General features: G+C 71.8%; 14 protein-coding genes and 1 tRNA gene. 9 read left to right on the plus strand and 6 right to left on the minus strand.

The window, feature by feature from the left end; translation table 11 throughout:
- Window positions 1-32 precede the first annotated feature (32 nt).
- Entirely contained in the window at window positions 33-554 is a 522-nt protein-coding gene (locus tag ACFYNU_RS01530; RefSeq protein WP_356590306.1) for a universal stress protein, read from the minus strand.
- Between the two features lie 373 nt (window positions 555-927).
- A complete protein-coding gene (locus ACFYNU_RS01535) occupies window positions 928-1,074 on the minus strand; it encodes a hypothetical protein (RefSeq protein ID WP_356590304.1) in 147 nt (48 codons plus the stop codon).
- A gap of 564 nt (window positions 1,075-1,638) precedes the next feature.
- Between ACFYNU_RS01535 and ACFYNU_RS01540 the strand changes: the two genes are divergently transcribed.
- The 7 genes from ACFYNU_RS01540 (at window position 1,639) to ACFYNU_RS01570 (ending at window position 8,500) form a co-directional block, all read left to right on the plus strand.
- Window positions 1,639-2,859: a helix-turn-helix domain-containing protein gene (locus tag ACFYNU_RS01540; protein WP_356590303.1), complete on the plus strand. Its 1,221-nt coding sequence runs from the start codon at window positions 1,639-1,641 to the stop codon at window positions 2,857-2,859.
- A gap of 10 nt (window positions 2,860-2,869) precedes the next feature.
- Window positions 2,870-3,463 (plus strand): oligoribonuclease, encoded by a 594-nt coding sequence (gene orn / locus ACFYNU_RS01545; protein ID WP_356590301.1) that lies wholly within the window; start codon window positions 2,870-2,872, stop codon window positions 3,461-3,463.
- 104 nt (window positions 3,464-3,567) lie between these two features.
- Window positions 3,568-3,640 (plus strand) — tRNA-His (locus tag ACFYNU_RS01550).
- A gap of 165 nt (window positions 3,641-3,805) precedes the next feature.
- Window positions 3,806-5,158, plus strand: coding sequence for an ABC transporter substrate-binding protein (locus ACFYNU_RS01555; RefSeq protein ID WP_356590299.1), 1,353 nt, complete (start codon window positions 3,806-3,808; stop codon window positions 5,156-5,158).
- A 5-nt stretch (window positions 5,159-5,163) separates the two neighbouring features.
- Window positions 5,164-6,171 (plus strand): sugar ABC transporter permease, encoded by a 1,008-nt coding sequence (locus ACFYNU_RS01560; RefSeq protein WP_356590297.1) that lies wholly within the window; start codon window positions 5,164-5,166, stop codon window positions 6,169-6,171.
- Complete coding sequence (locus ACFYNU_RS01565) at window positions 6,171-7,007, plus strand: carbohydrate ABC transporter permease (RefSeq protein ID WP_356590295.1); 837 nt, start codon at window positions 6,171-6,173, stop codon at window positions 7,005-7,007. Before ACFYNU_RS01560 ends, ACFYNU_RS01565 begins: the two co-directional genes overlap by 1 nt.
- A gap of 65 nt (window positions 7,008-7,072) precedes the next feature.
- On the plus strand, window positions 7,073-8,500 hold the full coding sequence (locus ACFYNU_RS01570) for a family 1 glycosylhydrolase (RefSeq protein WP_356590293.1): 1,428 nt from the start codon (window positions 7,073-7,075) through the stop codon (window positions 8,498-8,500).
- A gap of 217 nt (window positions 8,501-8,717) precedes the next feature.
- On the opposite strand, the gene ACFYNU_RS01575 is transcribed toward ACFYNU_RS01570, so the two are convergent.
- Window positions 8,718-10,106 carry a HAMP domain-containing sensor histidine kinase gene (locus ACFYNU_RS01575; RefSeq protein WP_356590291.1) on the minus strand — a complete coding sequence of 463 codons (1,389 nt, stop codon included), beginning with the start codon at window positions 10,104-10,106 and terminating at the stop codon, window positions 8,718-8,720.
- Window positions 10,103-10,834 (minus strand): response regulator transcription factor, encoded by a 732-nt coding sequence (locus ACFYNU_RS01580; protein WP_356590289.1) that lies wholly within the window; start codon window positions 10,832-10,834, stop codon window positions 10,103-10,105. Before ACFYNU_RS01580 ends, ACFYNU_RS01575 begins: the two co-directional genes overlap by 4 nt.
- A 50-nt stretch (window positions 10,835-10,884) precedes the next feature.
- On the opposite strand from ACFYNU_RS01580, the gene ACFYNU_RS01585 reads away from it, so the two are divergent.
- A complete protein-coding gene (locus ACFYNU_RS01585) occupies window positions 10,885-11,454 on the plus strand; it encodes a hypothetical protein (protein ID WP_356590287.1) in 570 nt (189 codons plus the stop codon).
- 17 nt (window positions 11,455-11,471) lie between these two features.
- Here the strand turns inward: ACFYNU_RS01585 and ACFYNU_RS01590 are convergent, their stop codons facing one another.
- Both ACFYNU_RS01590 and ACFYNU_RS01595 read right to left on the minus strand, forming a co-directional pair.
- Window positions 11,472-12,419: a spermidine synthase gene (locus ACFYNU_RS01590; protein WP_388764751.1), complete on the minus strand. Its 948-nt coding sequence runs from the start codon at window positions 12,417-12,419 to the stop codon at window positions 11,472-11,474.
- A 98-nt stretch (window positions 12,420-12,517) separates the two neighbouring features.
- Entirely contained in the window at window positions 12,518-12,991 is a 474-nt protein-coding gene (locus ACFYNU_RS01595; RefSeq protein ID WP_388764878.1) for a hypothetical protein, read from the minus strand.
- Between the two features lie 275 nt (window positions 12,992-13,266).
- Here ACFYNU_RS01595 and ACFYNU_RS01600 point away from each other — a divergent pair, with 275 nt between their 5' ends.
- The gene (locus ACFYNU_RS01600; protein WP_356590283.1) at window positions 13,267-14,685 is read left to right on the plus strand and encodes a tetratricopeptide repeat protein; all 1,419 of its coding nucleotides are present in this window, start codon (window positions 13,267-13,269) and stop codon (window positions 14,683-14,685) included.
- The last annotated feature ends 23 nt before the right edge of the window (window positions 14,686-14,708 follow it).

Genomic DNA, 14,708 nt, shown 5'->3' on the forward strand with positions numbered 1-14,708 from the left:
CGCGGTGGCGGGCCTACGGGATGTGGCGGGGCCTACGGAATGACGACGACGGGCCGTTGGGCCCGTCGTGCCAGGCGCCCCGCCACCGTGCCGAAGATCCGTCCGACGATGCCGTGCGTGGAGCCGACGACGATCGCGTCCGCCGAGTACTCCTGGCCGACCTCTTCGAGTTCGTGGCAGATGTCGCCGCCGCGCTCGACGAGGATCCACGGCACCTCCGCCAGGTAGTCGGCGCAGGCGAGTTCGAGACCGAGCACCTCGGTGCGGTGGTCCGGCACATCGACGAAGACCGGGGGTTCGCAGCCCGCCCAGACGGTGGTGGGCAGCCGGTTGGCCACATGCACGATGATCAGGGCCGACCCGAGCCTGCGGGCCATGCCGATGGCGTACGCGAGGGCGCGCTCGCTCGATGTCGAGCCGTCGAAGCCGACGACCACTCCGTGCCTGAATGCGGGATCACAGGAGTGGCGCGTCTCTTCGGCCGCTTGCAGGTCCGACGCGGGGTCGGTCAACTGCTCGCGGTCAGCGGGTTCGGGGATTTCGTGACCGGCCATCGATGTCTCGGCGAGGAAGGTCCTTGTGTGAAGGAGCAACAATTGACGGGGCAACGGAGCTGTGTCTGGGAATCATCTTCCCAACCCCTTACCCGCAAGGGTACGGCGACACTCCTCTTTTCTGCCCAGGGACAGCCGCCACGGACGCGGCGTCCTTGGGGAGCATGCCCGAGCCTGTCGGGGATCGCAACGCCGGATGGCACGTACACCGGGACATGACGGCGGCACGGACGGGGACGGGAACGGGGGCGCGTGGGGCGGGCCACCCGGGGGGTGCTGAGTGACCGGACGGCCGGACGTCTCGTTGATCATGGGTCCCCCGTAGTCGACACAGTCACTCCAGTCACCACAGCCACCCCCGTCACCAGGGAGCTCACGTGTCCGTACGACCGCACCACCACGCCTCCCCCTCGGGGCCGGAGTCCGCGTCGGCGGCGTCGGCCGAGTCCGCGAGCGACGTGGTCCGGTGGGCCGCGTTCAGCTGTGTGCTCGTCCCGGTGGTGCTTGTCGTTTTCGGCACTTCCGTCGGCGGAGCCGCGGTGCCCGCACTCGGACTTCTCGCCGTGACGGCCGTCTGCCGGCTTCTGCTGCGTCGCTCGGAGCAGTCGCTGCGTGCCCAACGTACGGCGGGTAACACCAGGCCCCAGGGGGCGCATCGAGGCGTGCGAACTCGGGACTGAAGCGCGCCGGGAGACTGAGGCTTCGCGGTCCGCACACCCGTAAGTTTTCAGCCAACTTCACCCCTGCGACCCATCCTTGGCGAAATGGCCTGCCAACCCCCTTGTCACCAGGGCAGAGAGGCCCTTTCCGGCCGCGAAGAGCCTACGGGGACGGGCCATGCGCGTGAGGCGTACTTCCCTGTGGGCCGTGCGGGTGGAACGCTTCGTGATCGAATGCTTCGCGCCAGGTTGCCTTGTCGACATAGCGCCGGATGGAGAACTTGTCACGCCGGCACCACGGGACACAGTAGATTCGATCATGAGTAGCGAAGACTGGGGTCCCGTGCAAAACCGAGGGGAATCGTGCAGGAGCGAAAGACCCGACACGAACGGGGAGACGCGAACACCGAGGGGGGCTTAGCGCCATGAGCCAGGACTCCATTGCCGCACCGGAGTCAGCACGGAAGCTTTCCGGCCGTCGCCGCCGGGAAGTCGTCGCCGTGCTGCTGTTCAGTGGTGGGCCCATCTTCGAGAGCTCCATTCCGCTCTCGGTGTTCGGCATCGACCGCCAGGACGCCGGGGTTCCGCGCTACCGGCTGCTCGTGTGCGGTGGGGAGGAAGGCCCGCTCCGCACCACCGGCGGGCTCGAACTCACCACGCCCTACGGCCTGGAGGCGATCGGCAGAGCGGGCACGGTGGTGGTCCCCGCCTGGCGGTCGATCACCTCGCCGCCGCCACCGGAGGCGCTCGACGCGCTGCGCCGGGCGCACGAGGAAGGCGCCCGGATCGTCGGACTGTGCACCGGCGCGTTCGTGCTCGCCGCGGCCGGTCTGCTGGACGGCCGCCCGGCGACCACGCACTGGATGTACGCGCCGACGCTGGCCAAGCGGTATCCGTCCGTCCATGTGGATCCGCGTGAACTGTTCGTCGACGACGGCGATGTGCTCACCTCCGCCGGGACCGCGGCCGGAATCGATCTGTGCCTGCACATAGTGCGTACGGATCACGGGACCGAGGCCGCCGGGGCACTGGCGCGCAGGCTCGTCGTCCCGCCGCGGCGCAGTGGCGGTCAGGAGCGCTATCTGGACAGGTCTTTACCAGAGGAAATCGGCTCCGACCCGCTCGCCGAGGTCGTGGCCTGGGCGCTGGAGCATCTGCACGAGCAGTTCGACGTGGAGACTCTGGCGGCCCGCGCCTATATGAGCCGCAGGACGTTCGACCGCCGCTTCCGTTCGCTCACCGGCAGCGCGCCGCTCCAGTGGCTGATCACGCAGCGCGTGCTTCAGGCACAGCGGCTGCTGGAGACCTCCGACTACTCGGTCGACGAGGTCGCCGGCCGCTGCGGCTTCCGCTCGCCGGTGGCATTGCGCGGGCACTTCCGGCGCCAGCTGGGCTCGTCCCCCGCCGCGTACCGGGCCGCCTACCGGGCCCGCCGTCCGCACGGGGACCAGCTCGCCTCGGCTCCGGTGGAGCAGGTCGTACCGGCGCAGGCCTCCCCGCAGGTCCGGCGGACAGCGGCGGCAGCCGCCCCGTCCGGCTCCGCGACGGCCTCGTCGGCGGTGCCGGAGCCGGTCAAGTCCTACTCCGAGGCCTTCGCCTCGGGTCAGGGCCGCCCGAGCCTGCCCGGCCAGCGGAGCGCACCGTAGGGTAAGGCGCATGAACGATCGAATGGTGTGGATCGACTGCGAGATGACCGGGCTCTCGCTGACGGAGGACGCACTCATCGAGGTGGCCGCGCTGGTCACCGACTCGGAGCTGAACGTGCTCGGCGAAGGGGTCGACATCGTCGTGCGTCCCCCGGACGCGGCGCTGGAGACCATGCCCGAGGTGGTGCGGCAGATGCACACCGCCTCGGGCCTGCTCGACGAGCTGGCCGCCGGCACCACCCTGGCCGAGGCCGAGGAGCGGGTGCTGGCGTACGTACGCGAGCACGTCAAGGAGCCGGGGAAGGCGCCGCTGTGCGGAAACACGGTCGGCACCGACCGCGGCTTCCTGCTGCGGGACATGCCGGAGCTGGAGGGCTACCTCCACTACCGGATCGTGGACGTCTCGTCGGTCAAGGAGCTGGCCCGCCGCTGGTATCCGCGCGCCTACTTCAACAGCCCGGAGAAGAGCGGCAACCACCGGGCGCTGGCCGACATCCGCGAGTCCATCGCGGAGCTGCGCTACTACCGCGAGGCGGTCTTCGTGCCCCAGCCCGGCCCGGACTCGGACACCGCGAAGGCGATCGCGGCGAAGCACGTCCTGTGACGGGCGTACGGGTCCCCCGGCGCCCCCGATAACTCGGGCGCGAGCACCCTCGCGGACCCTGTACACTTTTTCTCGGCCGGTCGGGCACGGATTGACCGGGCATGGTGGGTATAGCTCAGCTGGTAGAGCACCTGGTTGTGGTCCAGGATGTCGCGGGTTCAAGTCCCGTTACTCACCCTGACGAATGAAGGGCCGGTTCGCGCGAGCGGACCGGCCCTTCGTCGTGTCGCCGCCCGGTCCCTTGACACCTCCCATGTGAGCGGGGACGCTCGACCCGTTCCATGGGAGCGCTCCCATGCCTCCCGTGCCTGCCTCTCCAAGACCTGTCCCAGGAAGGACGTCATGCGCACACATTCCCGTGCGTCCCGTCGGCTGGTGGGCCTCGCGGTCGTCGTCGTGCTCGGGGTCGGGGCGGTCGCCGGATGTGCCGAGGACCCCGCCGAGCCCGCGGCTGGCGTCGCGACCGCGGGCGGTGTGAACCGCGAGGGTGTCGGCCGTGCCGGCGGGACCACGCTCACCGTGGGGGTCTTCGGGGCGTTCGGTCTCAAGGAGGCCGGGTTGTACGACGAGTACATGAAGCTCAACAAGGACGTCGTGATCAAGCAGACGTCCATCGAGCGGAACGAGAACTACTACCCGCAGCTCCTCACCCATCTCGGCAGCGGCAGCGGGCTCGCCGACATCCAGGCCGTCGAGGTCAACAACATCGCCGAGATCACCGCCACCCAGGCGGACAAGCTGGTGGATCTGGGCCGCACCGAAGGCGTGCGGAAGGACAGCTTCCTGCCCTGGAAGTGGTCGCAGGCCACCACCGCCGACGGGAGGACCGTCGGCCTCGGCACGGACATCGGGCCGCAGGGCATCTGCTACCGCCGGGACCTCTTCGCCAAGGCCGGGCTGCCCACGGACCGTACGGCCGTCGGGAAGCTGTGGGCGGGCGACTGGCGGAAGTATCTGGCGGCGGGGAAGCGGTACCAGGCGCGGGCGCCCAGGGGGACGGTCTTCGTCGACTCGGCGGCGGGGGTGATGGCGGCGATCACCGGCGGGCACGCGACGCGGTTCTACGACGCGAGGGGCAAGGTCGTCTACAAGACCAACCCGGCCGTACGGCAGGCCTGGGACACCGCGGCCGAGTTCGCCCGTGCGGGGCTGACCGGCCGGCTCCAGCAGTTCACGCCCGCGTGGGACCAGGGCTTCGCCAACGCGCGGTTCGCCACCGTCTCCTGTCCCGCCTGGATGCTCGGCTACATCCAGGACAAGGCGGGCGCCGCGGGAAGGGGCAAGTGGGACGTGGCGGCGGCGCCCCGGCCGAGCAACTGGGGCGGTTCGTTCCTGACGGTGCCGACGGCCGGGCGGCACCGGGCCGAGGCTGCCAGGCTCGTCGCCTGGCTGACCGCGCCCGAGCAGCAGGCGAAGCTGTTCGAGAGGCGCGGCAGCTTCCCGAGCGCCCGCGCGGCGTACGACCTCCCGGCCGTCTCCCGCGCCCGGCACGCGTACTTCGGCAACGCGCCCATGGGGCGGATCTTCGCGGGCGCGGCGCGAGGCGTACCGGTCCAGATCGTGGGCCCGAAGGATCTGATCATCGCCCAGAACCTGGCGGACGTCGGCATGCTCCAGGTCGATCAGAAGGGGCGGTCGTCGAAGCAGGGCTGGGACGCCGCCGTGAAGGCGATCGACAACGCGCTGGACCAGTGAGCGACATGGCAGGCGACACCACCACGGTGGCGCCCTCCGAGTGGCGGGAGGGCGCGGCGCCGTTCCCGGAGCCGGCCGACGGCAAGCGGGGGCGCGGGCGGGGGCGGCGGGCGAGCCGGTGGCACCGCTGGGACCTGCGGTGGAGCCCGTACGCCTTCGTCGCCCCCTTCTTCCTCTTCTTCGCCGTCTTCGGGCTCTTCCCGCTCCTCTACACCGGCTGGGCCTCGCTGCACCGGGTCGAACTCACCGCGCCCGACGACATGGAGTGGGTGGGCCTGCGCAACTTCTCCCGGCTGCTCGGTGACGAGTTCTTCTGGAACGCCCTGACGAACACCGTGACCATCGGGCTGCTGTCGACCGTCCCGCAGCTGCTGATCGCGCTGGGCGTCGCGCATCTGCTCAACCAGCGGCTGCGCGGCTCGATGTTCTTCCGGGTGGCCGTCCTCACGCCGTACGCGACGAGTGTCGCCGCGGCCACGCTGGTCTTCGTGCTGCTCTTCGGCCGGGACCACGGAATGATCAACTGGGGGCTGGGGCTGGCCGGTTTCGACGCCGTCGACTGGCAGAACGGCACCTGGACGTCCCAACTGGCCGTCTCCACCATCGTCGTGTGGCGGTGGACGGGCTACAACGCGCTGATCTATCTGGCGGCGATGCAGTCGATCCCGGACGAGCTGTACGAGTCGGCGGCCCTCGACGGGGCATCGGCGCGGCAGCAGTTCCTGCATGTGACGGTGCCGTGTTTGCGGCCCACGATCCTCTTCACCTGTGTCGTGTCGACGATCGGCGCGACCCAGCTGTTCGGTGAGCCGCTGCTGTTCAACGGCGGCGCGGGGGCGACGGGCGGCGCGGACCACCAGTTCCAGACGCTGGGGCTGTATCTGTACGAGCAGGGCTGGGTGAATCTGCACCTCGGCCGGGCCTCGGCGATCGCCTGGGCGATGTTCCTGATCCTGCTGATCATCGGCGCGGTGAACTGGCTGATCGCGCGCCGGCTGCGGAGGAGTGTGTGATGCCGAGCGGGACACCGGGGCGCCGCGCCGGATGGCTCACCTACGCCGTACTGGCAGTGTTCGCCGCCGGCTCGCTGTTCCCCCTCGTATGGACGGCGATCGCCGCGTCACGTAACACCACGCGCCTGGCGCAGACTCCGCCGCCGTTCTGGTTCGGCGGGAATCTGGTCCGCAATCTCCGTATCGCCTGGACCGACGCCAACATGGGTACGGCGCTGTTCAACACGGTCCTGGTGGCGGGCACGGTGGCCGCCGGGACGGTCCTCTTCTCGACGCTCGCGGGCTTCGCCTTCGCCAAGCTCCGCTTCCGGCTGAAGAATCTGCTTCTGCTGCTGGTGATCGGCACGATGATGGTGCCGCCGCAGCTCGGCGTCGTACCGCTGTACATGCTGATCGCCGAGCTGTCCTGGACCGACCGGCTCCAGTCCGTCGTCCTGCCCACGCTGGTCAGCGCGTTCGGGGTGTTCTTCATGCGGCAGTATCTGCTCCAGGCGCTGCCGACGGAGCTGGTGGAGGCGGCTCGGGTGGACGGCGCGAGCAGTTGGCGCGTGGTGTGGCACGTCGTCTTCCCGGCGGCGCGGCCCGCGATGGCGGTGCTGGGGATGCTGACCTTCGTGCTGGCCTGGAACGATTTCTTCTGGCCGATCATCGCGCTCACCCAGAGCGGCAACCCCACGGTGCAGGTGGCCCTGACGGGGCTGGGCCGCGGTTACATTCCCGACCAGTCGGTGATCATGGCCGGTGCCCTGCTCGGTACGCTGCCGCTGCTGCTGGCCTTCGTGATCTTCGGCAGACACATCGTCGGTGGCATCATGACTGGTGCGGTCAAGGGCTGACCGCCCGTTTCTCCCGGTCCGCCGACCCACGACCGACCGCCCACTCCCCGACCCGGAGCGCACCCATGTCCCTCAGTTTTCCGTCCGACTTCATATGGGGCACCGCCACCGCCGCCTACCAGATCGAGGGCGGCGCGCGGGAGATCGGCCGTACCCCGTCGATCTGGGACACCTTCAGCCACACGCCGGGCAAGGTCGAGAACGGCGACACCGGTGACACCGCCGCCGACCACATCCACCGGCGGGCCGAGGACGTGCGCCTGATGGCGGACCTCGGGGTGAACGCGTACCGCTTCTCGGTCTCCTGGTCGCGGGTCCAGCCCATCGGGCGCGGCCCTGCCGTGCAGCGCGGGCTGGACTTCTACCGCAAGCTCGTCGACGACCTGCTGGAGCGCGGTATCCGGCCCGTGCTGACCCTCTACCACTGGGACCTGCCGCACGATCTGGAGACGGCGGGCGGCTGGCCGGTGCGTGAGACGGCGTTCCGGTTCGCGGAGTACGCGCGGATCCTCGGTGACGCGCTCGGCGACCGTGTCGACCGCTGGGTCACCCTCAACGAGCCCTGGTGCAGCGCGTTCCTGGGGTACGCCTCCGGTGTGCACGCGCCGGGCCGGACGGATCCGGTGCTGGCGCTGAAGGCCGCGCACCATCTCAACCTCGGCCACGGGCTGGCGACGCAGGCGCTGCGGACCGTGCTGCCCAGACGGGCGCAGGTGACCGTCTGCCACAACGCGGCGGCGGTACGGGCCCGTTCGCAGTCGCCGGACGATCTGGACGCGCAGCGCCGTATCGACGCGCTGGCGAACCGGATCTTCACCGGGCCGATGCTGGCGGGCGCCTACCCCGAGGACCTGTTCAAGGACACCGCGCGGATCACGGACTGGTCCTTCGTGCAGGCGGACGACACGGCGACGATCAACCAGCCGCTGGACTGGCTGGGCATCAACTACTACACCCCTCATCTGGTGTCGGCCGCGACCGGCACCGGCGCGGACGCCGCCCGCCGCGACAGCCACGGGCACGCGCACGGCGCGGGTGAGAAGTCCCCCTGGCCGGGCGCCGAGTCCGTGACGTTCCATCAACCGCCGGGCGAGATCACGGAGATGGGCTGGTCGGTCGATCCGACCGGGCTGTACGACGTGCTGATGCGCTTCACCCGCGAGGCGCCCGACGTACCACTGGTGATCACCGAGAACGGCGCGGCCTACGACGACACGCCCGACGCGGCGGGCGTCGTGCACGACCCGGACCGGATCCGCTTCCTGCACGGGCATCTGTCGGCGGCGCACCGCGCGATGGCCGACGGGGCGGACGTACGGGGGTACTTCCTCTGGTCGCTGCTGGACAACTTCGAGTGGGAGCGCGGGTACGGGAAGCGCTTCGGCGCGGTGCACGTGGACTACGGGACGCAGTCGCGTACGCCGAAGTCCAGCGCCCGCTGGTACGCGCGGCTGACGGAGACGGGCGTGCTGCCCGACCCGCCGCTCGCGTAGGCCCGCCCGGACCTGGCAGTCGGGGCGCGTCCCGGCCGGGTGGGGGGTTCGGTGGGCCGGCCGGGACGCGGGCGGGGCGGCGACCGGTGGGGGACGGCAGCCTTGCGGTCGGTACGGTCTGGCGTTCGTACGCTAGCCGCCCCGTTCCAGACAAGTCGCCGATAACGGGCGGGTGTTGATGTTCTTGAGGTCCCCTTAAGGAACCATTGGGAGCGGATTAATGCTCGGCCCGCCTGCGGCGCGGGCGGTTTCCGCGGCGACTTCCGGCGGGCCGGGTGGCGCGCCGGCCGTCGAGCCCGATCCAGATCCGTACCTCCGTGCCGCCGAGCACGGAGCGTCCGATGCGTACGTCGCCGCCGGTCGACTCGGCCACCCGGCGCACGATGTCGAGCCCGAGCCCCGTCGAGCCGTCACCGGCGCCGCTGTTGCCGCGTACGAGGGCCGCCTCGGGGTCCGCGATGCCGGGGCCCGCGTCCGAGACGAGGACGATCACGGCGTCCTCGGCGTGGTGGACGTCGACGGCGAAGGCGGTGCCCTCCGGGGTGTGCCGGAAGACGTTGCCGAGCAACGCGTCGAGGGCGGCGGCCAGTTCGGGCCTGGCGACCGGGATGCCCACCGGGCGGCCGACGCCGGCCAGCCGTACCTTCCGGCCCTCGTCCTCGGCCAGCGCCGACCAGAAGGCCATGCGCTCGCGGATGACCTCGGAGACGTCGCAGCCCACGCCGGGCGCCGTCGCGCGGGTCTGCGGCTTGGCCTTGCGGGCCGTACGGATGATGGTGTCGACCTCGCGTTCGAGCTGCGCGACGGCCGCCCGGGTCTGGTCGGCGGCCGGACTCTCGCCCAATGAGGCGGCGTTGAGACGCAGCACGGTGAGCGGGGTGCGCAGCCGGTGGGACAGGTCGGCGGCCAGCTCCCGCTCGTTGGCGAGGAGTTGGACGACCTGGTCGGCCATCGAGTTGAAGGCGACGGCCGCCGAGCGCAGTTCGGTGGGGCCCTCCTCCGGGACCCGGGCGCCGAGCCGGCCCTCGCCGAGGTCGTGGGCGGCGCCCGCGAGCCGCTGGGCGGGCTGGACCATCCGTACGCCGAGGCGGTCGGCGACGGCGACCGAGCCCACGATCAGCGCGATCCCGACGCCCGCGAGGACCAGCCAGGCGGTGGTGACACCGTTGGAGACCTCGTCCTCGGGGACGAACACCTCGATGATGGCGATCTTCCCGGTGGAGATCGCGGTCGGCTGGAGGAGCGACGACCCGCCGCTGACCTCCGCGATGGAGGCCCGGCCCAGCCGCTCCGTGGCGCGCAGGTCCCGCTGTGCGGCCCGGCGGGTGCCGATCTCCATCGGGACGCTGCCCGGCTCGCCGGAGGCCGGCACATGGACGGCCAGCTGTCCCGTGCCGGCGATGGGGCTGGACTCGACGGCCCACTCCAGCTGTTCGCGGCCCTGGGCGATGGAGAGCACGGGGCCGAGGCTCGCCGCCTGGCGTTCGGCGTTGGAGAACGCCCGGTCCTTGGCCATCTCCTTGATGACGAGGCCGAGCGGTACGGCGAAGGCGATCACGACCATCGCGGTCACCGCCAGCGAGACCTTGACCAGCGCCCATCTCATGACAAGGGCTCGGGGGCGCCGGGGCCGGACCCGGGCACCCGGGAGTCCGGCGGCTCCAGCTTCACGCCGACGCCGCGCAGGGTGTGCAGATAGCGGGGCCTGGCCGCGGTCTCGCCCAACTTCCGCCGCAGCCACGACAGATGCACGTCGATGGTCTGGTCGTCGCCGTACGCCTGCTGCCACACCTCGGCCAGCAGCTCCTTGCGGCCGACGACAACTCCCGGCCGCCCGGCGAGAAACGCGAGCAGGTCGAACTCACGCCGCGTCAGATCCAGCCGGGCTCCGTCGAGTTCGGCCTGGCGGCGCAGCGGGTCGATGGCGAGACCGCCGACCCGGATGACGCGCGAGGGCGGGTCGTCGGCGGTGGCGCGCGAGCGGCGGAGCACGGCGGCCATCCGGGCCGACAGATGCTCCACCGAGAACGGTTTGGTGAGGTAGTCGTCCGCGCCGTCGTTCAACAGCCGTACGATCTCCGCCTCGTCGTCGCGCGCCGTGGCGATGATGACGGGCACGTCGGTGATCCCGCGCAGCATCTTCAGCGCCTCCGATCCGTCGAGATCGGGCAGTCCGAGGTCGAGGATGACCACGTCGAACCGGAAATGGGCGACCTCGCGCAGCGCCTCCAGGGCGGTACCGACGCTGCGTACGGTGTGGGACGCGTCGGTCAAGTGCCTGATGAGGGCGGAGCGTACGAACTGGTCGTCCTCGACCACGAGCACACTTGGCATGGGCGGCACCGTACGCCATCCGGGGACACGCGCGGGGCGGGTGGTGCAGTATGGCCCCGATGCGCAGAGGACTCGTACATGCCATGGCGTGGACGCTGGCGACCGGGGCGGCGGTCACGCTGTCCTGGTGGGGCGTGCACACGGTCGTGGTGGGCACGGTGTACGACCGGCCGCGCGCGCTGCCGATCACCGGGGAGAACGTGACGACGCAGCGCGCCCGTCCGCAGTCCTCGTCGACGCACCGCCCGCCGAGCCCGCCGCCCGCACCGTCGCGGTCCGCCGACGCGTCCCCGGAGCCGTCCAGGTCCGCGGCGGACAAGCCGTCGGCGACCCCGTCCGCGAAGCCGCCGGCGCGGAAGAAGCCCCCGGCGGACGCGGGCGGGGCCCCCGCCGGGGACGGCGAGGTGCGCGGCTATCCGGTGGACGGCGGGCGGGTCGTCTTCGATCTCGGCAGCCACTCGGCCGAGTTGGTCTCGGCGACGCCCGAGTCGGGCTGGCAGATGCAGGTGTGGAAGCAGGACTTCTGGATCCGGGTGACGTTCACCCGGGACGACCGGGAGGTCTCGGTCTTCTGCACCTGGCACGACTCGGCGCCGCGCGTGCAGGTGGACGAGCGGTAACTCCCCCGCGGGCGCGCTCAGTCGAAGGTCCCGGCCGGCGGTGCGGGCGAGGGCTTGGCGTTCGCGTCGCTGACGGGCGCCGCCCCGCCGGTGAAGTCCGTGAGCGAGCGCCCGTGTTCGACGCGTCCTGGATGCGGGTCGCCCGCGACCCGGCGCGTCAGCTCGGCGACGGGCAACTCGCGGTCCGACGCGAGGAGTACGGCGTTGCCGAAGCGCCGGCCGCGCAGCACGGCGGGGTCGGCGGCGAGCGCCAGCTCGGGAAAGACGGTGGCGGCCGTCGCGATCTGGGACCGCAGATGCGCGAGCGGCGGCCCGTCGGCCAGGTTGGCCGCGTAACCGCCGCCGGCCCTGAGCACGCGCCGTACGTCGGCGAGGAACTCGGCGCTGGTGAGATGCGCCGGGGTACGGGCTCCGTCGAAGACGTCCGTGATCACCAGGTCCGCCCAGTCGTCGGGCACCTTGGCGAGTCCGGCCCGCGCGTCGGTGGAGCGGACCCGGATCCGGGCGCCGGGGTCCAGCGGCAGCTCCGCGCGGACGAGTTCGACCAGCCGCGCGTCCAGCTCCACGATCTGCTGGGTGGACCGGGGGCGGGTCGCCGCGACGTAACGGGCGAGGGTGAACGCGCCGCCGCCGAGATGCACCACCCGCAACGGCCGGCCCCCGGGCGCGACGAGGTCGGCGAAGTGACCGAGTCTGCGCTGGTAGGCGAAGGCCAGATGGGCCGGGTCGGCGAGATCGACATGGGACTGCGGGGCGCCGTCGATCAGCAGCGTCCAGGCACGGGAGCGCTCGCGGTCGGGAACCAGCTCGGCGAGGCCGCCGTCGACGGGCGCGCCGACGGTCTCGGGCCCGGAGGCGCCCCGGCCACGTCGTCTGTTCCTCGCCGCCGGGTTCTTCGCCACCGCCCCATTGTCGCGCGGCGGCGTCCACCGGCGTTCACCGGCGTACGACAGGGCCCGGAGCATGTCCGGAAAGTCCCGTCCGGCCCACGACGCCCGGCACGCGACGTCGCAGGCCGCGACGTCGCAGGCCGCGACGCCCGGCCCGCCCCGCCCGGCGCGCCCTAGCGGTGGCCGTCCGCCGCCTCGATCAGCCGGGCCGCCTCGCCCAGGGCCTCCCGCAGCACCGCCGGGTCCGTCAGGTCCGTGACCTCGCCGGTGCCGGAGGCCGGCGGCACCAGCCAGCCGCCGCCGGTGACGGGCGGCTCGGCCGGGATACGCAGTCCCCGCCCGGCCGTCCCCGTACACGCGCTGCCCGGCATGTCCCAGGCCGCGGCCGTGCCCGGCGGCACCAGGAACGCGAGGTTGTCGCAGTTGTCGTCGAGGAGCACGGGCCCCACCGACGGAGCCTCGCCCGCGCCGCGACGCAGGATGTCGACGGCCTCCAGCCCCTGCCGGGCCGGGACGGTCACCAGGTCACAGGGCACAGCGTGGTCCCCGTCGGAAGTGTCACCGGGCGGCGCCGCGCTCGCCTCGGCCGTGGGCTTGTGCCGCGCAGTCGTCCATGAGCCGTCACTGGTCTGCATACCGACCTCCAACTCCAACAAGGGAACCCCTCCTCGTCGAGTGGAGACACGTGGCGCGTCTCCACATGGTTCAACGCTTCGCGGCGTCAACAGCTACGGCAGGAGTCCGCCGCAAAGGATGGCAGTTCATGGCAGATCGTGGGTGAGATATCCGGTTTGTAGCCAAACCCTGTGTAGGCAACTCGTCACAACAGGTACCTTCTTGGACGCCGGAGCCGGCGCACCGGACCCCGCTCACCAGCTGAACCGGCACGCAGGACCACGGTGTTCCAAGAGAGGTCTCGGCCATGGTGTCGACCCGGGCAGTTCCGAATCTCGCCTTCCGCCGACTGCGCGGCCGTCGCTCACCGGGCGAGTTCGCGGCGGCCGTGCGCAGGTCCGCGCGGGAGATCGGTGAACAAGTCGCGTGCGACGCACGTTATATCGGACGGGTGGAGGCCGGCGAGATCCGCTGTCCCAACTACGCGTACGAACGGGTCTTCCTCCATATGTTCCCCGGCCTCACCTTGGCCGACCTGGGTTTCTCGGCCCGTGAGAGCGTGCGCGGCCGGGCCTCCAGAGCCACGGCCGACGCCCGCCCGGCGGCGCCGGCCCCTGTCACGAACCCGACCCCGATGTACAGCGACACCGGTGACATCAGCGAGGAGAGCGACGTGCTGCGTCGCGCATTCATGACCAACGGCACGGCGTCGATGGCGGCGGCCTCTCTCGGCCTCGGCATCGGCGCCGTGCCCGCGGCGTCGGCATCGGCATCGACGCCGGCCGCCGCCGTGCCCGGCCCGCGGCGGGTGGGCGAGGCCGAGGTGGCCGCCCTGGAGGAGGCGGTGCGCCGTATCCGGCTGCTGGACGACCGGCACGGCGCGGACGGCCTGTACCGGCGGGCGGCGCAGCCGCTGCGGACCGCGTACGCGCTCCTCGACGCGGGCACCGCCACGCACGGCGCGACCGCCGACCGGCTGCACACGAGCGCGGGCGAACTGGCCATCTCGGTGGGCTGGCTGGCGCACGACTCGGGCCGCTTCGAGGACGCGCGTTCGCACTACGCGGAGGCGCTGGCGACCGCACGGGTCGCCGGAGACCCGGGACTTGAGGCGCACGCGTTCTGCAACACCTCGTTCCTGGCGCGGGACGCGGGCCGGCACCGCGAGGCGGTACGCGCGGCGCAGGCCGGCCGGCGCGCGGCACGGGACCTCGCGTCGCCGCGGCTGCTGTCGCTCCTCGCGCTGCGCGAGGCGGGCGGCTGGGCCGGGCTCGGGGACCGTACGAGCTGCGAGCAGTCCCTCGGGCAGGCGCACACGTACTTCGAGCGCGGTACGTCGGACTCCGATCCCGAGTGGATGTCGTTCTTCGGCGAGCCCGAGCTGGAGGCGCTTCAGGCGCAGTGCCGCGCGGCGCTGGGCGACTGGTCGACGGCGGCCCGGCACGCGTACCGGGCCACGGTCCTCCAGGACCCGCACTTCACCCGCAATCTCGCGCTCTACCGCGCGGAGTTGGCCACGGACCTGGCGCGCGCGGGCTTCATGGACGAGGCCGCGGCGGCGGGGCACCAGGTGCTCGACCTGATGGACGAGGTCCAGTCGTCCCGTATCCAGGGCATGCTCGCGGCCATGGTGCGCGTACTGCTGCCGAGGCGGCGTACGGCGGAGGTGAGCGGCTTCCTGGACCGCCACGCGTCGACGGCGTCGACGGCCCACCGGGGTCGGTGACGCCCGGCTCCGCGCTGTCGCGC

Origin of the sequence: Streptomyces sp. NPDC006643 (assembly GCF_042870175.1) — a bacterium.
GTDB lineage: Bacteria > Actinomycetota > Actinomycetes > Streptomycetales > Streptomycetaceae > Streptomyces.